This window comes from Jeongeupia chitinilytica, assembly GCF_014652315.1.
In the GTDB taxonomy this organism is placed as follows: domain Bacteria; phylum Pseudomonadota; class Gammaproteobacteria; order Burkholderiales; family Chitinibacteraceae; genus Jeongeupia; species Jeongeupia chitinilytica.
This window is the reverse complement of record NZ_BMYO01000001.1, coordinates 358,732-378,792: the sequence shown is the minus strand read 5'-3', so window position 1 is coordinate 378,792 and position 20,061 is coordinate 358,732. Positions and strand designations below refer to the sequence as shown.

17 protein-coding genes and 1 tRNA gene are annotated in these 20,061 nt (G+C 65.1%); 6 read left to right on the top strand and 12 right to left on the bottom strand.

Features of this window, described 5'->3' with window-relative positions:
- Positions 1-110 precede the first annotated feature (110 nt).
- The 3 genes from IE097_RS01830 (at position 111) to IE097_RS01820 (ending at position 4,453) form a co-directional block, all read left to right on the top strand.
- On the top strand, positions 111-488 hold the full coding sequence (locus IE097_RS01830) for a hypothetical protein (protein ID WP_189458430.1): 378 nt from the start codon (positions 111-113) through the stop codon (positions 486-488).
- Between the two features lie 151 nt (positions 489-639).
- A complete protein-coding gene (locus tag IE097_RS01825) occupies positions 640-2,220 on the top strand; it encodes a methyl-accepting chemotaxis protein (protein WP_189458429.1) in 1,581 nt (526 codons plus the stop codon).
- 241 nt (positions 2,221-2,461) lie between these two features.
- On the top strand, positions 2,462-4,453 hold the full coding sequence (locus IE097_RS01820) for a putative bifunctional diguanylate cyclase/phosphodiesterase (RefSeq protein ID WP_229797363.1): 1,992 nt from the start codon (positions 2,462-2,464) through the stop codon (positions 4,451-4,453).
- Here the strand turns inward: IE097_RS01820 and IE097_RS01815 are convergent.
- The 5 genes from IE097_RS01815 to IE097_RS01795 all read right to left on the bottom strand — a co-directional run bounded on the left by IE097_RS01815 (position 4,384) and on the right by IE097_RS01795 (position 10,576).
- Positions 4,384-5,349: a DMT family transporter gene (locus IE097_RS01815; protein ID WP_189458427.1), complete on the bottom strand. Its 966-nt coding sequence runs from the start codon at positions 5,347-5,349 to the stop codon at positions 4,384-4,386. The two genes, IE097_RS01820 and IE097_RS01815, sit on opposite strands and share 70 nt — an antisense overlap.
- Before the next feature lie 4 nt (positions 5,350-5,353).
- Positions 5,354-6,199, bottom strand: a complete 846-nt coding sequence (gene nadC, locus IE097_RS01810) for a carboxylating nicotinate-nucleotide diphosphorylase (RefSeq protein WP_189458426.1) — start codon at positions 6,197-6,199, stop codon at positions 5,354-5,356.
- 112 nt (positions 6,200-6,311) lie between these two features.
- Positions 6,312-7,673, bottom strand: a complete 1,362-nt coding sequence (locus IE097_RS01805) for a phosphomannomutase/phosphoglucomutase (RefSeq protein ID WP_189458425.1) — start codon at positions 7,671-7,673, stop codon at positions 6,312-6,314.
- Between the two features lie 78 nt (positions 7,674-7,751).
- Positions 7,752-8,750: a YheT family hydrolase gene (locus tag IE097_RS01800; protein ID WP_189458424.1), complete on the bottom strand. Its 999-nt coding sequence runs from the start codon at positions 8,748-8,750 to the stop codon at positions 7,752-7,754.
- A 221-nt stretch (positions 8,751-8,971) separates the two neighbouring features.
- The gene (locus tag IE097_RS01795; RefSeq protein WP_189458423.1) at positions 8,972-10,576 is read right to left on the bottom strand and encodes an ABC-F family ATPase; all 1,605 of its coding nucleotides are present in this window, start codon (positions 10,574-10,576) and stop codon (positions 8,972-8,974) included.
- A 127-nt stretch (positions 10,577-10,703) separates the two neighbouring features.
- Between IE097_RS01795 and IE097_RS01790 the strand changes: the two genes are divergently transcribed.
- The 3 genes from IE097_RS01790 to IE097_RS01780 all read left to right on the top strand — a co-directional run bounded on the left by IE097_RS01790 (position 10,704) and on the right by IE097_RS01780 (position 13,591).
- Positions 10,704-11,882 (top strand): pyridoxal phosphate-dependent aminotransferase, encoded by a 1,179-nt coding sequence (locus IE097_RS01790; protein ID WP_189458422.1) that lies wholly within the window; start codon positions 10,704-10,706, stop codon positions 11,880-11,882.
- A gap of 60 nt (positions 11,883-11,942) precedes the next feature.
- A complete protein-coding gene (locus IE097_RS01785; protein ID WP_189458421.1) occupies positions 11,943-13,457 on the top strand; it encodes a cyclic-di-GMP receptor FimW-related protein in 1,515 nt (504 codons plus the stop codon).
- A gap of 44 nt (positions 13,458-13,501) precedes the next feature.
- Positions 13,502-13,591: transfer RNA gene (locus IE097_RS01780), tRNA-Ser, on the top strand.
- Positions 13,592-13,826: 235 nt separating this feature from the next.
- On the opposite strand, the gene IE097_RS01775 is transcribed toward IE097_RS01780, so the two are convergent.
- The 7 genes from IE097_RS01775 to IE097_RS19210 all read right to left on the bottom strand — a co-directional run bounded on the left by IE097_RS01775 (position 13,827) and on the right by IE097_RS19210 (position 20,052).
- The gene (locus IE097_RS01775) at positions 13,827-15,170 is read right to left on the bottom strand and encodes a hypothetical protein (protein ID WP_229797362.1); all 1,344 of its coding nucleotides are present in this window, start codon (positions 15,168-15,170) and stop codon (positions 13,827-13,829) included.
- A 105-nt stretch (positions 15,171-15,275) separates the two neighbouring features.
- Entirely contained in the window at positions 15,276-15,725 is a 450-nt protein-coding gene (locus IE097_RS01770) for a glycosyltransferase (protein WP_189458419.1), read from the bottom strand.
- A gap of 23 nt (positions 15,726-15,748) precedes the next feature.
- Positions 15,749-16,186, bottom strand: coding sequence for a glycosyltransferase family protein (locus tag IE097_RS01765; RefSeq protein ID WP_229797361.1), 438 nt, complete (start codon positions 16,184-16,186; stop codon positions 15,749-15,751).
- 14 nt (positions 16,187-16,200) lie between these two features.
- Positions 16,201-17,280: a glycosyltransferase family 4 protein gene (locus tag IE097_RS01760; protein ID WP_189458417.1), complete on the bottom strand. Its 1,080-nt coding sequence runs from the start codon at positions 17,278-17,280 to the stop codon at positions 16,201-16,203.
- A gap of 5 nt (positions 17,281-17,285) precedes the next feature.
- A complete protein-coding gene (locus tag IE097_RS01755; protein WP_189458416.1) occupies positions 17,286-17,741 on the bottom strand; it encodes a serine O-acetyltransferase in 456 nt (151 codons plus the stop codon).
- Entirely contained in the window at positions 17,734-18,993 is a 1,260-nt protein-coding gene (locus IE097_RS01750; RefSeq protein WP_189458415.1) for a polysaccharide pyruvyl transferase family protein, read from the bottom strand. Before IE097_RS01750 ends, IE097_RS01755 begins: the two co-directional genes overlap by 8 nt.
- A 27-nt stretch (positions 18,994-19,020) precedes the next feature.
- The gene (locus IE097_RS19210; protein WP_229797360.1) at positions 19,021-20,052 is read right to left on the bottom strand and encodes a nitroreductase family protein; all 1,032 of its coding nucleotides are present in this window, start codon (positions 20,050-20,052) and stop codon (positions 19,021-19,023) included.
- Positions 20,053-20,061: the final 9 nt, after the last annotated feature.

Below are 20,061 nucleotides of genomic sequence, written 5' to 3'. Positions count from 1 at the left end.
ACAAGCCCGGTTTTTCAGTGCTGTTCCGTATTCCGGCAGCGCGGCCTATGCCTCGAAGCGCAACGTCGCCGACTTTAAGCTGGCCGTGTCGATTCAGCGGAGCCAGCGCCATGAACCCCCCCACCCCAATCCGGCTTGCCCCACGCCAGACCGTCTCGTTCGCCGTCGGCCGGGGCAGCGTGCTGCACGTCGTTCACGGCGCGGTCAGCCTGCTGGCTTCGCCACAATGGCTGGCCGAAACCCTGATCACCGGCGAACACCCGCTGCGTCAGGGCGAACACTGGCTGTTCGAGCGCGACGGCCGGATCACGCTCCGCACCGACGGACTCCGGGCCGAACTGACGTATCAGGCCCCTTTCACCGTTGCCGCCACACCCCGTCACCTGCCGCGACTCGTCACGTTCCGGCGCTGGCAGCGGCGCATGGTGCAAGCCGGCAATCCCGATTTGCCGGCACCGGTCACGCCGGAAATTTTTTCAAAAACCTGACAAATCATGAACCAGCCGTCACCAACGGGAAGCCGAAACGGCGGTTCGTGCCAATGAAATGGCTGCACCGGACCGGCTGCGCCGCCATTCATCAGGATTTCATAATCAAGCAATACGCTCGCAGGCTTACAAAAACAAGCCGTGAGAAGCCATGCGTATCGCCACCCAGCTCAAACTGGTCAGCATCGTCACCGTCTGCGCCCTTGGCCTGCTGGCCGGCTGGATCAGCTGGCAGAACCACCGGCTGTATCAGGAGTACGGCCAGTTCCGCGACAACCAGACCGCGCTTGGCGCCATTGCCGCGATGAAAGGCGAAATGCTGACGCTGTCGCGGCTCGACCCGCTTGCAGCCGACGCCGAGGCCAGGATCGGCCGCGCCGAACAGGCCGTCGCCACTTCGGCGCAGAAACTGCGCCCCTTGCTCGATGCCGAACGCGCGACCCGGCTCGACGCGCTGCTGGACGGGCGCTGGCGCAATTACCTGAAACAGTACCGCAGCGCGGTGGCGATTTCGGCAACCAGTCCGCAAGACGCCATCGGCATTCCGGAGTCGATCTATCACGGCGAACTCGAACCGACGCTGGCCGAACTCGACGGTGCCTCGCAACGCAACCGCGACCAGGCAGACGCGGTGACCGCGGCGATCGACCGCCGCGCCGCGCGCCTGCTGCTGCTGACGTTGCTGCCGCTGGCGCTGACCGCACTGGCCATCGTTGCCAGCCAGCGCTGCTTCGCCCGCAAGCTGGGCCTGCGGCTGTCGGCCATGGCCGGCAACGTCTCGCGACTTGCCACCGGCGAACTGACGCAGCGCATGCAGGAGACCGGCGACGAGATCGGCCAGCTCGGCCGACAGCTCAACCACTTCGTCGACCGGCTCACCGCCACGCTGCAGCAGGCGCAGGCCGCCGCGCAAACCACCCGGGTCGATGCCGGCGACGTCGCGCGACTCGCCGGTGATGTCCACGACGACGCCGACCGCCAGACCCGCCACCTTCAGGACATTGCCGGCAGCAGCGCCAGCCTGGAAGCCGCTGTCCAGCAGGTCAGCCAGCGTGCCGAGCAGGCGGCCGGCGCAGCCCTGCAGACCCGCGACGCCATCGTCGCAGCCCGTGCCGCCGGCGGCGCATCGCTGTCCCGGCTCGACCTGCTGACGACCGATTTCGGCCATGCCGAACATGCAATGCAATCACTGGCCGAGGCGGTCACGCAGATTGTCACCGTCGCCGCCAGCATCGATGCGATCGCCGGTCAGACCAATCTGCTGGCGCTGAATGCCGCGATCGAAGCCGCCCGCGCCGGCGAAGCCGGACGCGGCTTCGCGGTCGTGGCAGACGAAGTCAGAAAACTGTCGATCTCGACCACCGACTCGACCCAGCGTATCCGCGAGATCCTCGATGCCACCCACGCGCGGACCCGCGACACGCTGACGGCGATGCAAGCCGCCGCCGAGCGGATCGGCGAATGCCACGACGATGGCGCCACCGTGAACGCGTCGCTGGCCAACATCGGTGACGCCGCCGCGCAGGTCGGCGCGATGATGGACGCGATCAGCGAAGCCGTCGACGAACAGGGCCGCGCCAGCAGCGCGATTCGAGAGCGGCTCGAACACATCGGCGACGGCGCCCGCGACAGTCGCAGCCGCAGCGAGACGATGCGCAACGAATTGCGCGGCCTGACGGATACCGCCAATGCGCTCGACAGCCAGCTGGCGTGGTTCCGCCTTGCGTCCTGACTCCCCGGCCGGCGCTCCCGACCGGCCGCATTAGGGAAAAACCCAATGCCATTGCTTGGGGGGGCGCACTCGTTCGGCCCCTACGATGCGTGCATAATGTCGGCTCATTTTGTAAGAAATAAACTTACACACGCTGTTCAGCGCATACAAGGGCGTGCCGGTGTTAAGCAATAGCTACAATCAGGTTCTTGTTCTTTGTTCGTTTCTGGTCGCCATTCTCGCCTCGTACACGGCGCTCGACATGGCCGGTCGCGTGGCGCTCGCACACGGCAACGCCAAGCGCTGGTGGCTGGCCGGCGGTGCGTTTGCCATGGGTCTGGGCATCTGGTCGATGCACTTCATCGGCATGCTGGCGTTCAGTCTGCCGATTCCGCTCGGCTACGATCCGCTGATCACGCTGCTCTCGCTGCTGGCCGCGGTGATCGCCTCGGCATTCGCACTCTGGCTGGTCTGCCAGCCGACGCTGCCCTTCCAGCGTCTGGTATTCGGCGCACTGCTGATGGGTTCCGGCATCGCGGCGATGCACTACACCGGCATGGCGGCCATGCGCATGCTGCCCGGCATCCGCTATGACCCTTCGCTGTTCGCCCTGTCGATTGCAGTGGCCGTCGGCGCGTCGGGCGCGGCACTGTGGATCGCCTTCCGGCTGCGCTACGGCTCGCCCCATCTCAAGCTTGTCCGCTGCGGAGCCGCCATCGTCATGGGCGGCGCCATCGTCGGGATGCACTACACCGGGATGGCCGCGTCGCAATTCCCGCTCGGCAGCTTCTGCGGAGCCGCCAACAGCGGCATCGCGACCAACTGGCTGGCGCTGCTGGTCATCGTCGTCACGCTGGCGGTGCTGGCGATCGCGCTGATCGTTTCGGTGCTCGACAGCCGCATGGCGGCGCGGACCGCGGTGCTGGCCGAATCGCTGGCCGAAGCCAACCACGAACTGATGCATCTGGCGCTGCACGACAACCTGACCAAGCTGCCGAACCGGCTGCTGCTCGAGGACCGCCTGGCCCAGGCGATCCACAAGGCCGGGCGCGATCACGGCCGCTTCGCGCTGATGTTCATGGACCTCGATGGCTTCAAGGCCGTCAACGACGCTTACGGCCATCATGTCGGCGACGGGCTGCTGATCGAGGTGGCCGACCGGATCCGCCGCTGCGTGCGGGCGCAGGACACGATTGCCCGGATCGGTGGCGACGAGTTCGTACTGATGCTCGAAACCGCCAGCCCGGACGGCGCTGCGGCGGTCGCCGAAAAACTGGTCGAAGCCATCGACCAGCCGTTCACCGTCCAGCGCCATGCACTGAGCGTCTCGGCCAGCATCGGCATTGCGATCTACCCCGATGACGGTCGCGACCAGCGCGAACTGATGGTCAACGCCGATGCGGCGATGTATCACGCCAAGGATTCGGGCCGCAACGGCTACTGCTTCTTCGAAGCATCGATGAACGCCAATGCGCAGGCGCAGCTGCAACTGCTGCACGACCTGCGGCTGGCGCTGAGCCGCAACGAGCTGGTCCTGCATTACCAGCCGAAGTTCGACGCACTCGGCGGCAATGTCGTCGGCGCCGAAGCACTGCTGCGCTGGCATCACCCGAAACAGGGGCTGATCAGCCCCGCCGGCTTTCTCGAGCATGCCGAGCGCTCGGGCCTCGTCCTGCAGATCGGCGAGTGGGTGCTGAACGAGGCCTGCCGGCAGATGCGCGTCTGGCACGATCAGGGGCACTGCACCTGGTCGATTGCCGTCAACCTCTCTGCGCTGCAGTTCGCTCATGCCAGCCTGCCGGCCACGGTCGAGACCGCGCTGTCGCGGCACGGTCTTGCGCCGCAGCAGCTGACGCTGGAAATCACCGAAACCACGGCCATGCGCGACGCCGAAGCCAGCCTGATCATCCTGCGGCAGCTGGCGGCAACCGGCGTGAACATCTCGATCGACGATTTCGGTACCGGCTACTCGAGCCTGCTGTACCTGAAACGGCTACCGGCCAATGAACTGAAAATCGACCGCGGCTTCGTCAACGAACTGGCGCACGACAGCGACGATGCCGCCATCGTGTCGGCCATCGTCGCGCTCGGCCAGACGCTGAACCTGAACATCGTCGCCGAGGGGGTCGAAACGCGGGCGCAGCAGGAGTTCCTCACCCGGCTGGGCTGCGATTCGCTGCAGGGCTATCTGCTCGGACGGCCGGTGCCCGCCGCGGACTTTCCATCCGTGGTCGCGACCGAATCCGCCGGCTGAGAAGCCGTTTCATCGGGCAGCAACGGCCGCGACGGCCACTGCAGGCTGGCAATGACGATGCCGGCCAGCACGCAGGCCAGCGCCACGCCATGCGCCAGCGTCGGTGCTTCGCCGAGAAAGACGATGCCGTAACCGGCCGCGGCCACCGGCAGTACCGCGGTGAACACGCCGGCCAACTGGCCCGGCACATGGCGTATGCCCTTCATCCACAGCCAGAACGAAAACACGCTCGCGGCCAGCCCGTACCAGACGATCAGCGCCCAGGTCCGTGCATCGATGACGGCAAAGTCGAACCCTTGTGCCGCATACAGTCCCAGCGGCAGCATCAGCGCCAGCCCGATCGCATGCGTGTAGGCGCAGATCTCGATTGCCGGCAGCGTCTGCGTCAGCCGGCGCGACAGGATCACGTACAGCGATTCGCAGCAGACCGCGCCGAGCACCAGCAGGTTGCCGAGCAGCGAGCCGCTGTCGTCGCCCCTGCTGCGGGCAATGTTGACGATCAGCACGCCGCCCATCGCCAGCGCCACCGCCAGCAGTGCGCGACGGCTCGGCGTTTCGCGCAGCAAGGCCCACGCCAGCAGGATCACCACGGCCGGAATCGTGCTGGTGATCACGCCGGCGGCCAGCGCGCTGGTATGCCGGACGCCGTATAGCATCAGCAGCGTGAACAGGAAGGTGCCGAACAGCGCCTGCAGGAACAGGTTGAGCCACTCGGACCGGCTGACCTGCCGCAAACGCGACAGCCGGAACACCGGCAGCAGCACCGAAACGCCGACGACAAACCGCATCAGCGCGAACAGCAGCACCGGCACGGTCGCGACGATGGCCTTGCCGATGCCGACATTGCTGCCGACCATCAGCATCGCCGCGATCAGGCACAGCGCGTAGCGGTTCATCGGCTCAGAGTACGAAGCGCATCGACAGGTCGATGGCGCGCACGTCCTTGGTCAGCTTGCCGACCGAGATCCGGTCGACGCCGGTTTCGGCGATCGCACGCAGCGTGTCGAAATCGACGCCGCCCGAGGCCTCGAGCAGCGCCCGGCCGTCGTTGAGCGCCACTGCGTCGGCCAGTTGCGGCAGGGTGAAGTTGTCGAGCAGCACGCTCGCCGCACCGGCCGCGAGTGCGGCGTCGAGCTCGAGCAGGCTTTCGACTTCGATCTGGATCGACACGCCCACCGGTGCCAGCGCCTGTGCGGCAGCCAGCGCCTCGGCAATGCCGCCGGCCGCCATGATGTGGTTTTCCTTGATCAGGATGCCGTCGTACAGGCCGATGCGCTGATTGGCGCCGCCACCGACGAGCACCGCGTACTTCTGCGCCCGGCGCAGGCCCGGCAGCGTCTTGCGCGTGTCGAGCACCCTGGCGCGCGTGCCTTCGACGACGTCGGCATAGCGGCGCGTCTCGGTCGCGACGGCCGACAGCAGCTGGAGGAAGTTGAGTGCCGAGCGCTCCCCGGTCAGCAGACTGCGTGCGGCACCGCTCAGCTCGCACAGCAGCGTGTCGGCGGTCACGCGTTCGCCCTCGGCCACGCGCCAGTTCACCGTGACGGCCGGATCAAGCTGTCGGAAGACTTCGTCGAACCAGGCGATGCCGCAGACGATCGCATCCTCCCGCGCGACGACCGTTGCGCGGCCGCTGGCCTCTGCGGCGATCAGTTCGGCGGTCCAGTCGCGTTCGCCGATGTCTTCGACTAGGGCGGCAGCGACGTTGGCGGCGATCAGTTCATGGGACGGCAGCGGGTGGGACATGCGAAAAACCTGTGGATTGAATGGATGAGAGGAAGCGGCCGGCACGGCCCCCGACGCAGTGTACCGAGCCGGAACGACGCAGCGCCAGCCGCAGCACCGGCCAAACCTGTGCTCAGATTGCGAATGTCGGAAACGGCAACGGTGCCAGTGCGACCGCCAGTTCGTCACGGATGCGCCGCACCGCCGCACGGTCATCGGCTTCGATCCGCAAGGTCAGCACCGGCGTCGTGTTCGACGCACGGATCAGCCCGAAGCCATCGGCGTACTCGATGCGCAATCCATCGAGCTCGATGACCCGCGTTGCGGTCGGAAACGTCGCCGTGCCGGCCACACGGGCAACGACGGCATGGCCGTCACCGTCCACCGGCAGTTGCAGCTCCGGCGTTGACAGTCGCGACGGCAGCGCCGAGAACGCATCATCCAGGTTCAAGCCGCCGGCAATCAGTTGCAGCAGTTTGACGCCGGCGAACAAGCCGTCGTCGATGCCCCATGCGGCAAAGGCATAGTGGCCCGACAGCTCGCCGGCGACCAGTGCCCCGGTTTCCTTGAGTCGCCGCTTCATGTGGGTATGGCCGGTGGCGATGATCTCGCAGCTGCCGCCGTGCGACGCGACCCAGGGCGCCAGTGCGCCGGTCGACTTGACGTCGTAAAGCACGTGGCCGCCCGGCTGGCGCTGAAGCTCGGCCGCAGCGAACAGCATCAGCAGTTTGTCGCCCGGAATGAAGCGGCCGTCCGGCGTCACCGCACCGACCCGGTCGCCGTCGCCGTCGAAGGCCAGCCCGACGTCGGCGCCGGCCTCGACCACGAGGCGCTTGAGTTCGGCGAGATTCTGCTCGACCTGCGGGTCCGGATGATGATTGGGAAACCGGCCGTCAACGTCGCAGTACAGCGCGGTCACTTCGCAGCCGAGCGCGCGGTACAGCGCCGGGACAAACGCACCCGGAGCACCGTTGCCGCAATCGACGACGACCTTGAGCGGTCTCGCCAGCGGCTGGGCGACGACGATCGCATCGCGGTACTCGGCGCCAATGTCGAGTGCGGTTGCCGCCCCCTGCCCGTCGACGAAGTCGTCACGGACGATGCGATCGTAAAACCCCTTGAGCTGCGCGCCGCCAATGGTGGCACCGGCCAGCATCACCTTGATGCCGTTGTAGTCGGGCGGATTGTGGCTGCCGGTAACGATGGCGCCGCAACCGCCGGCATGGCGGATCGCCGCAAAATACATCATCGGCGTGGCCACCAGCCCGAGATCGAGCACATCGACCCCGCTCTCGCACAGACCGCGGATCAGCGCGGCGGTCAGCGCCGGGCTCGACAGCCGGCCATCGCAACCGACCACCACCTTGCACTGCTGCTGCGCGCGGGCCTCGGCGCCGAACGCACGGCCGACCAGATACGCCGCGTCCGGCGTCAGCAGATCGGTGCGTGCGCGGACGTCATAGGCCTTGAAGATCTGGGCGGGTATCGTCGACATGGCAGAGTCTCGGTCATGGGCTGCGGCCGCCGGTGACGGCCGGCCGCGGTGGGTTTGCCGCCGCACCGGAGCGCGCAGCTAGCGCGCGTCGGGTGCGTGAAACTGAAAATACCGCATCAAGGTGGTCGGCAGCCAGTTGAGCTTTCCCGGAGGCGGACCGGAGAGAAAGCCGACATGCCCTCCCTCTTCGGTTTGCAGCAAGGTCACCCAGGCCGACACCTCCTCTTCGCCAGGCAGCGCCGCCTCGGGCACGAAAGGATCGTTGCGGGCGTTGATCACCAGCGTCGGCAGGCGGACGGACATGAGGCCCGGCTTGCTGCTCGCACGCGTCCAGTAGTCATCGACGTTGCGATAACCGTGCAGCGGCGCGGTCACGAGGTCGTCGAACTCGCGCAGCGTCTCGGCCGCACGGACCTTGTCCTGATCGATGAACGGGTTCTCGGTGATCTTGAGCTTGGCCAGCATCTTGCGTTTGAGCGTACGCAGGAAATTGCGCGTGTAGATGCGGCGGTTGAGTCCGGTGTCGAGGGCGGCACCGCAGACCATCAGATCGAGCGGCGCGCAGACCGCCGCCGCCGAAACGACGACCTCGCCGGCCGCCTCGCCCTGCTCGCCCAGCCATTTCAGCAGCGCATTGCCGCCGAGCGAGACGCCGACCGCGTAGATCGGCGCATCGGGATAGCGGTTGCGAATCCGCCGCAGCACCCAGTCGATCTCGTTCGAGTCGCCGGCGTGGTAGGCCCGCGGCAGCCGGTTGGTGACGTTGCCGCAGGAGCGGAAATGCGGCACGACGCCGCGCCAGCCTTTCGGATAGAAGTGCTGGAACAGCGACAGCGCGTAATGGCTGCGCGAGCCGCCTTCCAGCCCGTGGAACAGCACCAGGATCGGCGTCCCGGCGCGGCCGTCGACCCAGTCGACGACGATGCTGTCGAGGTCGGGCGTCACCCAGGTTTCGCGCCGGTAGGCAGGCGAACGTTGCCACAACAGCGTGGCCGGATAGATGGTCTGGGCATGCCCGCCGGGCAGCCAGCGTGGCGCACGGTAGACAGGTAGTTGCAGCTGGCGTTCTCGTTGCATCGGGTCAATCTAGCGCCGGACAGCCGGGCGCGGCAATAAGGAAGGCCACCGATGGTGGCCCTGGATACAAACCCGACTGAAACCTGCTTCAGCAGGCGAGCGGACCAAAGCCGCCCGCACTCGCCCGAAGCACGGAGACCGGAAGGGACATCAGGTCCACGAGGACCCGCACATCGGACGGTGGAGCAAGGCACAGGCGCAGCCACCGAACGAGGCGGGTTTTACTCGAGGCCGCGGCTTTCGAGGTACTCCTCGTAGCCGCCGAGGTAGTGGGTGAACGTACCGTCTCCGTTGAGCTCAAGGATCTGCGTCGCCAGCGACGACACGAAAGTCCGGTCATGCGAGACGAAGATCAGCGTGCCCTTGTACAGGTCGAGCGCCAGGTTCAGCGACTCGATCGATTCCATGTCCATGTGGTTGGTCGGTTCGTCCATCACCAGCACATTGGTCTTCTCGAGCAGCAGCTTGCCGTACAGCATCCGGCCTTTCTCGCCGCCCGACAGCACCTTGACCGACTTCTTCACGTCGTCGCCGCCGAACAGCAGCTTGCCGAGAATGCCGCGGATCACCTGGTCGTCGTCGCCCGGCTGGCCCCACTGCTTGAGCCAGTCGAACACGGTGACGTCTTCCTCGAAGTCTTCCTCGTGGTCCTGCGCAAAGTAGCCGATCGTGGCCTTCTCGGCCCACTTGACGGTGCCTGCATCGGGCTTGAGTGCACCGACCAGCAGCTTCATCAGCGTCGACTTGCCGACACCGTTGCCGCCGATGACCGCCAGTTTCTGGCCGGCTTCGAAGATCAGCGACAGGCTCTGGATCAGCGGCTTGTCGAAGGACTTGGACAGGTTGCTCGCCTCGAAGGCCTGACGGTGCAGCTTCTGCTTGTCGTCGATGTCGAAGCGGATGTACGGGTTCTGGCGCGAGGACGGCTTCACCTCGACCATGTTTTCCTTGATCTTGTCGGCCAGCTTCAGGCGCGACGTGGCCTGACGGCTCTTGGACTTGTTGGCGGCAAAGCGCTGGGCAAACGCCTGCAGCTCGATGACCTTGTCCTTGGCCTTGGCGTTGTCGGCCAGCAGACGCTCGCGCGCCTGCGTGCTCGCCAGCATGTAGTCGTCGTAGTTGCCCGGATAAATGCGGATTTCGCCGTAATCGACGTCGGCGACGTGGGTGCAGACCTGGTTCAGGAAGTGGCGGTCGTGCGAGATGATCAGCATGGTCGAATCACGCTGGTTCAGCGTGTTTTCCAGCCAGCGGATCGTGTTGATGTCGAGGTTGTTGGTCGGTTCGTCCAGCAGCAGTACGTCCGGGTTGCTGAACAGCGCCTGCGCCAGCAGCACGCGCAGCTTCCAGCCCGGTGCCACCTCGCTCATCGGGCCGGTGTGCAGTTCGATCGGGATGCCGGCGCCCAGCAGCAGTGCACCGGCGCGCGCTTCGGCGGTGTAGCCGTCGTACTCGGCAACCTTGCCTTCGAGCTCGGCAGCGCGCATGTAGTCGTCCTCGGTCGCCTCGAGGTTGGCGTAGATCGCGTCGCGCTCGTGGATCGCGGCCCACAGTTCGACATGCCCCTGCATCACCACGTCGATGACGCGCTGGTCTTCGTAGGCGAACTGGTCCTGCTTCAGCTTGCCCAGCCGCACGCCCGGTTCGAGCGAGACGTTGCCCGCGGTCGGCTCGAGGTCGCCGCCAAGGATCTTCATGAAGGTCGACTTGCCGCAGCCGTTGGCGCCGATCAGGCCATAGCGGTTGCCGTCACCGAACTTGACGTTGACCTTCTCGAACAGCGGCTTGGCGCCGAACTGCATGGTGATGTTTGCGGTACTGATCATGGGTGTGAATATCCGTCATGGCGCGCGCACGGCGGCCGAAGCGATTTAGAATCCTTGCGTGCAGTCCAGGTCTCCGGCACCGCCAGGTGCCTGATTGGTCTGCGAAATTCGCCGGATTTTACCACAGATGCCCCCAGCTTCCCGCCTCGCCGAGATCGCCCCTTTTCACGTCATGCGCATCCTTGCCGACGCGCAGGCGCTCGAGGCCGCCGGCCGCGACGTCATCCACCTCGAGGTCGGCGAACCCGATTTTCCGACGCCGCAACCGATCGTCGATGCCGGCATCGCCGCACTGGCCGATCACCGGACCTACTACACCGGCGCCTGCGGCCTGCCGCAATTGCGCGCCGCCATTGCCGGCTTTTACGCCAGCCGTTTCGGCGTCCGTGTCGACCCGCGGCGGATCATCGTGACCCCGGGCGCATCCGGCGCCCTGCAGTTGATCCTCGCACTGCTGGTCGGTCGCGACGACGAGGTGCTGCTCGCCGACCCGGGTTATCCGTGCAACCGCCATCTGGTACGGCTGTTCGAGGGCAAGGCGGTCAACGTCCCGGTCGGCGCGGACACCCGCTACCAGCTGCTCGCGGCACACCTCGGCGCCCACTGGTCGGATCGCACCGTCGCGGCACTGGTCGCCAGTCCGGCCAACCCGACCGGCACCGTGCTCGAAGCGGCCGAGCTTGCTGCGCTCGCCGGCGCTTGCCGCGAACGCGGCGGCGCGCTGATCGTCGACGAGATCTACCAGGGGCTGGTCTACGACCGGCCGCACGAAACCGCACTCTCAAGTGCCGACGACGTCTTCATCGTCAACAGTTTCTCCAAGTTCTTCCAGATGACGGGCTGGCGCCTCGGCTGGCTGGTCGCCCCCGACTGGGCGGTGGACGATCTGGAAAAGCTGGCGCAAAACCTGTTCCTCGCGCCACCGACGCCGGCGCAGCATGCCGCACTGGCCGCATTCGAACCGGCGACGCTGGCCATCCTGGAAGCCCGGCGTCAGGAACTGGACGCGCGACGCAACTATCTGTCGGCCCGGCTCACCCAGCTCGGCTTCGTACAGGCCGCCACTACCGAGGGTGCATTCTATCTGTGGGTCGACGCGGCACGCTTTACCGATGACGCGGCGGCCTTCGCCGCGCAATTGCTCGCCGATGAAGCTGTCGCAGTCACGCCGGGCCTCGACTTCGGCGACGCACCGACGATGCTGCGCTTTGCCTACAGCCAGCCGATAGCGCGGCTCGAGCAGGCCTGCGACAGGCTGGCGCATTTTTGTAAGCAAGACTTGCAGAACGGGGTTTTCCGACCTTAGTCTTGCGACCATACTGACGCGTAACCCTTGGCCGGTTCACGCGGGATTCCGGAGAAGAACATGTTCGATTTCAAGGCGCTGATCGGGGCGTTGCTGGGCCGTCGCGAACGGGAGGGCGTCTACGACTACAAGTCGGCAACGGTGCTGATGCAGGAACTGCCCGAGAGCGACATCCTCCAGGCCCAGATCGAAATCGTCCAGGCACTGCGCCAGCTGAATGCCAATGCCGAGATCAGCCTGAAAGAGCGGCTGAAAACCGTTCCCTATCTCGACGAGAAAGCCCTCACGCTGCAGGCCCATCTGGTCGCCATCTACCGCGGAGAACTGCTCGACGAAGGCGCCGCACCGCACCAGGTACTGCCGCCCCTGCTGGCGTTCTGGCACGAAATGGCCGACGCCTACCGCCTGTGCATCAAGCAGGCGCTGCAGGCCAGACAGGCCCAGCACCGGGATCTTCCGCTGTTTGCCCTGCGCGGGCTGAGTTACGCCGCCGAGCAGACGAAATGGGCCGCCCTGCGTTACATGGAAAACGACGGGCACAGCTGGCGCCTGCTGCACCGGCTCTACCAGTACGCGGAAATGCTCGGCAGCGCCCGCACGCCGCTGCAACCGTACCCGGACCGCGAGATCACCAGCGCCATCCGCGAATACACGCAGTCCCTGATGCTGACGCTGGCCATCCCGGAAAAACTGCAGCCCGCGCAGGTCGAACTCACGGCCCAATGGCTGAAGCGCTGGAGCAGCCAGATCGAGCTGGAAACCCAGATCCACCCGACCCAACAGCTGTACGCCGTCAATCTGGCCGGCTCGACGCCGCCGAAACGGTTGCGGCGCGACATGGTCGGCGAAAACTGGCGGTACTGGCAGACCGAAGCACTGCTGCAGCAGATACGCCAGGTCCGCGATGCGCTGCATGCCGGCGCAGCGCCTGCAACACACGGCCTGCCCGACGACACCCTCCTGCCCGCCAACCTCGAATTGCTCGACACCCTGGCCGAACGCTGGTCGCGCGACGCCCCGGCGCCGATCCGCAAACATGAACGGCACGCGGCCCGACAGGCGATCGCCGTCTGGCGCGGCCTAGAAGAAGCCATTCGCGCCCTGCGCGCCCCGGCGCCCGGCAAGGCGCGGCAATGGGAACTGCTCGACGAAAGCGCCAGCGGCTTCGGCATTCGCTGTCGTGGCGGCAGCGACGACAAGCTGCAGGTCGGCGAACTGCTCGGCATTCAAGGACTGGAACAGAAAGCGTTCAGCCTCGGCATCATCCGGCGCATCGTCCGCAAACCCGACGGCGTCGTCGATCTGGGCATCGAAACCCTGGCCAGCAACCCGGTCGCGGTGGAGCTGACCCCGTTACTCGGCGACCGCAGCTTCACCGGGCTGTATGCCGCGGAAAATCCGGCGATGAATCAGGGCCGATTTCTGGTGCTGCCGCACGGCTTCTATGCCGACCACCGCGAATTCAGGCTCGGCGCCCAGCACAAGCGCTACCGAATCCGCCTTGGCGACGCCATCGAACAAACACCGCACAACGCCATCGCCCGCTTCGCGGTCCTCGAAAAGCTTGCCGCCTGAGGGCTGGCAGATACTGCGGGCTCTGGTAGAATCGCCGGCTTGCTGGAAGCGTGGCTGAGTGGTTTAAGGCAGCGGTCTTGAAAACCGTCGGGGATTTACGTCCCCCGTGAGTTCGAATCTCACCGCTTCCGCCACCCCCATCCCGTCAATCTGCACTCATCTCGCCAATCACAAGCCATCGCTTGATTCTCGGCGAGTCCTGCCGGCGCAATGCCGATCTCACAATGCAGATTGACTGATCCCCTACCGCCCCAAATCTGCCCCAGTTTTCCCTGCTACCCTAGAAGCCAGCATTTTCAGGACATGAGCATGTGCGGACGATTCTCACCGCGTCCGCCCCTATCTAGTTTCGTTCGTCCGGCGCGCTTTTCATCGCAATGTGGCCGGTACGGCGCCGTAGATTTCGGCGACACGGTCGAGTACATCGCTCCCTTCCGCCTTTTCCATGCAGTAAGTCACAACGCCATTGCCATAGCCATCAGTTGCTGCAGCAGTCGCCATATCGACTACCGCAGCGATTGCTTCTGGTGTCGCTGCCTGGTTGTAACGTTTGGTGAACTCTGCGGGATCGGCAGCCGGCATCACCAGAAAAGGTTTGTTGAATGCGTTGGCGCCCTGCCGAGCATTCACCGGTTGAAAGTAATATTTGCCGATGGCCTCACGCGTCCATCCGGTCGATGCGGAGAAGTCATTGCTGGCCAAAGTTAGCCCAGTTGCCGATAGATTGGAAAAACGCGTGCGCAGTGCAAAGGCATCGCCGCTGTATGCGTCGGCGACCTCAAATGACAGTGTTGCCTTGGACTTGCCGGCGACCCATTGACTGACGTTGACGGTCACCTGGCCCCGATCCAGTCCCGCTACGTCTTCCCGCCACACAGGTTGCCCATCGACCAGAACCTGTAGAAACTTGCGGCCGGTCTGAAACAGGTTGTAGTTGTCCCAATAGCTGAATGTCACCTTGGCATTGACCGGGTCCGTAACAGTGACCTGCTGCGAGACACGACCGCGCTGACCAACGCTGTAACTACCCCAGGACGACGCGATCTCCATTGATGCGGGCAGCTGATAGCTGTCATTGAAGTACGTCTTGGCGTTAAGAATCTCGCCACGATTGGGGGGATAGGCCAGTACCGCACCGTCGACCCGGCCAAGCAGACGATCGACCACACGCTCGTCGACGTCATGGAAATAGAGCAAGGGATAAAACTTGATTGTCGGATTGATCGCTTTGCCGGCTGCGACCATTTCATCGATATAGGCATCGGTGAACCGGTCGGGAATCATGTTGTCCCAGAAGTCATCGATTACGTACCCCTTGAGATTCGGGTAGGTCAGCGAAAGACTGGCAATTTCCTGTGCCCAGCGCACATAGTCGAGTCGATAGGGTTCGGAATATTCGCGGAAACCGTTCAACGGCGTTTCCGAATGTGGAACCAAGTAGACCCAGACGTTGATGCCTGCCTGCTGCGCCTTGGGTAGAAAATACTGCAGATCGCTCCAGTCGTAGGCACTATGCCAGACCAGCCACATATAGGTGTTGGCTTTCATGTCGATCAGCCGCTGCAACAACCGGTCGACGTCGATGTGCCCGGCCAGCCTGGGCGCCGCCGCGTAGTCGCCCACCGCCAGCGGCGCGCTGTGCGCCGGCACCAGGCCCGGTCCGCACGCCGTCACCAGGACGCTGCACGCCAGCGCCAGTTTGATTTTCCGCATGCTCACCCCGCACTCGAGTACCTGGATCATGCGACGCGGCAGAACACGACGAAAACCACGCGCAAGCATTAGCAAATTAGCAATCACTTAATAAGTTGCCAGTGCTTATTGCGCAATGAAGCCGCTGATCGTCTCGATCAGCCGGTCCGGCGAGCCGGCGACATAGGTCTGCCCCGAATCTTGGTGCAAGTGGGCGTCGAGGCTATTCGCCAGCTCGTCGACGGTCCACGCCACCTGAACGCCCTGCTTGTCCTCCATCCATTTTGCGGTCGCGAGCTGATGATCATTGCGGGTTTCACGCAGATCGCCGCGACGCGGGAACACGATCAGGGGCTTGCCGGCGTCAGCCGCGGCCAGAATCGTCCCGGTGCCCGCATGCGCCACAATGAAGCAGCATTCGGCGACCATGGCATTGAACGCATCCGGTGTCAGCGCTCTGACAAACGGCATCGCTTGCGGGGTGTACTGACCATCGCCTATCTGACAATAGAGCTCGACTTCGGGATGCAAGCCAGCCCAGGCGTCGACAGCCTGGATGAGACGGTCGAAACCCATTTGCGATCCTACGGTGACAAAAATCACATTACCGCTCCAAAGTATTGCGGCCCTTGCGGACTGGCGAGGTGCGGCCATTGGGTCAGCCACAGATCGGCATGGCGACCGATCTTCCTGCCCGACAGCGACAGCTCGTCAACGTTGGCGATGCTGTCGAGCCAGATCGTCCGCGCCCCGATCAGCTTGGCAAAACGCAGCGCAAAATAGCCCGGTGCCGCGCCGGTGGTGACGATGACGTCGGGGCGCTCACGCAACAGCAGCCACAGCACTTGGCACAGCAGGACTACCAGCCCCCACTTGTCCCAGCGCGTTGCGTCGCGCACCGTGTAATAACGGCTGCCGACCGGCACGTCGGCGCGCAGGTGAGCGTGGACCGAAGCAAAGACCGCGTCGGCACCGGCAAACGCCGGGAAGATCCGTCGCAACTCGACCCAGTGGCCGCCGCCCGAAGCAATTGCCATTACTTTTCTGGTTTTCATCTCATGCCCCCCCGCAAGGACTGCAACCCGAGCCCTGCATACAGTGCGTCCAGCCGTTCGAACACCACCGCGTGCACGTACTGCCGCTCGACCCGGGCACGCGCGGCCGTCACCAGCCGTTGCCGCAGCGCCGCGTCACCGAGCAGCATCACCAGCGCCTCGCTCAACGCCTCGGGCCGGTGCGGTGGCACGATCAGCGCCTCCTTGCCGTCGGCGCACATATCGGGAACGCCGCCGACCGCGGTCGCCAGCACCGGCACGCCTTGCGCCATCGCTTCGAGGATGCACACCGGCTGCGCCTCGAAATGCGACGGCAGCACGAAAACCTCGGCCTCGCGCAATTGCTGCGCCTTGGCGTCGCCGTCGATCCAGCCAGCCAGCTCGATGTGCTCGCGTACGCCAAGCGATTCGGCCAGCGCCAGCAAGGGTGCCGGGTCGCCGTCTCCGCCGAAGACCACCTTGAGCCGGGGATACGCCCGGACCACTGGCGGCAGCGCCTCGATCAGGTCGAACACGCCCTTGACGTCACGCAACCGGCCGAGAAACAGCACCCGCCCCGGCACCGGCGTTGCCGGCGAGTTCGGCAGCGCGATCGGATTGGCGAGCACGATGGGCTCGCACGCCGGCTCGACCGCCTGCAGAATCTCGACCCACTTGTCGGTCAGCACCACCACGGCATCGACCATGCGCAGCAGGTAACGCACCAGCCAGCGTGCCGCACCGCCGCTGTGCTCGTAAAAATGGACGAACTCGCCGCCGTGCAGATGGAACACGGTTTTGACGCCGAACAGCCGTGCCAGCCACAGCAGGCCGAACTTGCGCCAGATGCTGGCGTAGACCGCCGAGTGCGCGTGCACCGCAGCGACTTCACCGCTTAGCAGCCACCAGAGCAGCAGCAGGTAGGCACGCGCCGCCATGCGGATCTTGTCGGTCATATTGTCATGCTTGAATGTCGCCAGATAGCGGATCGGCCAGCGTTCCCACAGCCCGCCATCACGGTAGTTGCGCACCACCGCGGTCATCCCGCCGAGCGAGGTCCAGTCGGTGCCAAGCATGACGATGGATTTCTGTTTCATCTCGGTCAGCCTCGAAAGTCCCGGTAGTCCGGCAGGTCATCCGGCCGGTTGATCCGCACCACCCGCGCCGGAATGCCGACGACGACCGCGTAGTCCGGCACGTCGGCCAGCACGACCGAGTTGGCGCCAACCGAGGCGTAACGACCGATGACCACCGGGCCGAGAATTTTGGCGCCGGTGCCGATGAACGCACCCTGCTTGATCAGTGGCACGGTCGGGTTACCCGACTTGCCACCGATGGTGACGCCGGTCGCAATCACCACGTCGTCCTCGATCACCGCATGCTTGTGGATCACCGTGCCCAGGCCCTGGTAGCTGAACAGCACGTTGTTGCCGACCTGAGCACTCGGCGGCAGCACCACGCCAAAGGCGACGCGATTGGTGATCTTGAGCAGCTTGGGCAGGAGCGGCACACGCTTTTGCCACAACCAGCGCGACCAGCGGTGCAAAAGATTAACCATGCACGGCCTCCTGAGCCTGCCAGTGACGCGCCAGCCATTGCGCCGCCAGCTTCGGCCGCTGGCGCCACTCGGGCAACCGCTCGGCCGACAGCGCCTTGATCTGCGGCTCGCCGACGACCAGCCGCTGCAAGTGATCCCACAACGATTGGTCCGACACCGCCGGCGTCGGCAGCACGAAGTCCTCGTGACCGAACAGGTCGCGGTTGATGCCCCGTGCCTTGACGCTGTAGGCAATCGACGTGCACGGCACGCTGGTCGACATCGCGGCGATCGTCGCATGCGTGCGCGCGCCGATGAAGAAGCGGCAACGCGAGATCACATACTTCAGCTGGCTGGCGTTCAGCCCCGACGGCACTTGCGCCAGCCGCCCGCCGTGCTCGCCGACTGCGGCGAGGATCTGTTGCAGGTAAAGCTCGTCGTTATTGGTCGCGCTACCGTCGAGCGGCGCCACGTGCGGCACCAGCAGCACACTCATCCGTGTTTCCGCCAGCACCCGGCGGATGAAGGCCGCCGACTCGCGGATCAGCACCCCCGGCTCGCCGGCCGCGGCGCGGACCTTCTCGACCAGCGGGCTGACGTTGAGGCCGACGACGCCTTCGTCGCTGTGCATTGGCCAGAAACCGTCGACCGGCAGTGGCTGCGGCGTCATCGCGAACGCCGAGTCGGTCACGGCCTGCACATTGGCGCTGACACCGCGCTCGCGCAAATAGGTGATCGAGTGGCTCTCGCGGATCGTGATCAGCGACAGCCGTTTCAGGTGAGCGATCAGCTGCTTTTCGACCGCCGGCCTGGCACTGAACGGGCCGACCGACGCCCCCCACAGAATTACCGGTTTGTTCGCTGCCAGCGCCAGCTCGGCAATACCGACAAAGAAGAACAGTGACGCCAGATCGTAATCAAGCGAGTAATTGTCGCCGCCAATCGACAGTACGGCGTCGCACTGGCGGATCCGCGCTGCCAGCTTGGCGTCCGGCTGCAGTCTAGGCCACTGCAGGCCGAGCAGGAATGGCAGTCGGCGGCACAGCCGGTCCCAGTTGATGAAGCCGCTCGGCACCGTCGGCGCTTCGACCCATTCGACACCGAGGCTGGCGGCCTCGGGCCATTGCGCCGAATCGCGAGCAATGTCGGCCGACGGCACCAGCACCCTGATGTCGCCCAGTTCGGCACGCAACAGTTCGACGGTCGAGCGGACCAGCGCTTCGCAGCCGCGATTGCCGAAGTTGTTCTGCCCGGTGAGATAAATCGTTTTCATTGGTTCTGCACTCATCAAAAAGGAAAATCACAGCACCGACATGACTTCGGCAATCGGACGGCGCGGGCTTTGCGCCACCTTGAAGTCGTGCTCGGGCAGATGGCCGACCGCGAGCAGCATGATTACCGTGTAATCGTCGGCAATCCCGGCGGCCTGCTTGAACGCCGCGTCCTCGTGCGGTTCGACGCTCCAGTTCAGGCAGCAGCTGCCCAGCCCGAGCGCGTGCAGCGCGTACACCAGACTCATCGCGTACATGCCGCCGTCGATCCAGTGCTGGTAGCGCTCGCCGACGGTGTGAAAGCACGGCAGCCGGCTGGCGACGACCAGCAGCGTGTCGGCCTGATGACCGAAACCGCGGTTCCCGTTCTGGAACGCCAGCAGCTCGGCAATGCGGGCTTTGTCCTTGACGACGAACACGTGGCCGCTTTCGCGGTTGCACACCGATGGCGTCTTCTGTGCCATGACGATCGCCTCGGTCAGCAATTCGGGCGCCACGGTGCGTTCGGCAAACTGCCGCACGCTGAAGCGGTGGGCGAAGAACGCGTCCATCCCGACCGGAATTGCCGCAAGAATTTCCGAGCGCGACGTCAGCCGGGTACCACCATGCGCCGGATTGGCAGCCAGACCAGAGCGCGAGCGCAATGCATCAACGCGGCCGCGCACCACCGACACGTCGACGCCCTTGCTGGTGTTGAAGGCCAGATACTCGTCGAGCGTGTTCAGGGCGCCGGCGACGCAATGGTCGGCACCGTAATGCGTCAGGTAATCGTCCACTTCGCCCAGCAGCAGCTGCACCGCGTGCTCGCCGAAACCGGGGCGCGGATCGGGCAAGGCCAGCGCTTTCTCGACCCGGTGGTAGCTCTTGATGATGTGGGCCTGCAGCACCTGCCGCCGCCCCGGCTGCAACAGGCCCGAGGCCTGGCGATAGCGCTTCAGGTCGGCCCTGATCGCCCGCCCGAGCGCACGGTCGTCGCGCAGCGCGCGATAGCGCCGTCGCATCGCGGTTTCAACGCTGGCCGGGAACAGTCCGGCCCCCCGCTTGATCCATTGTTTCAGCACGCATTCACC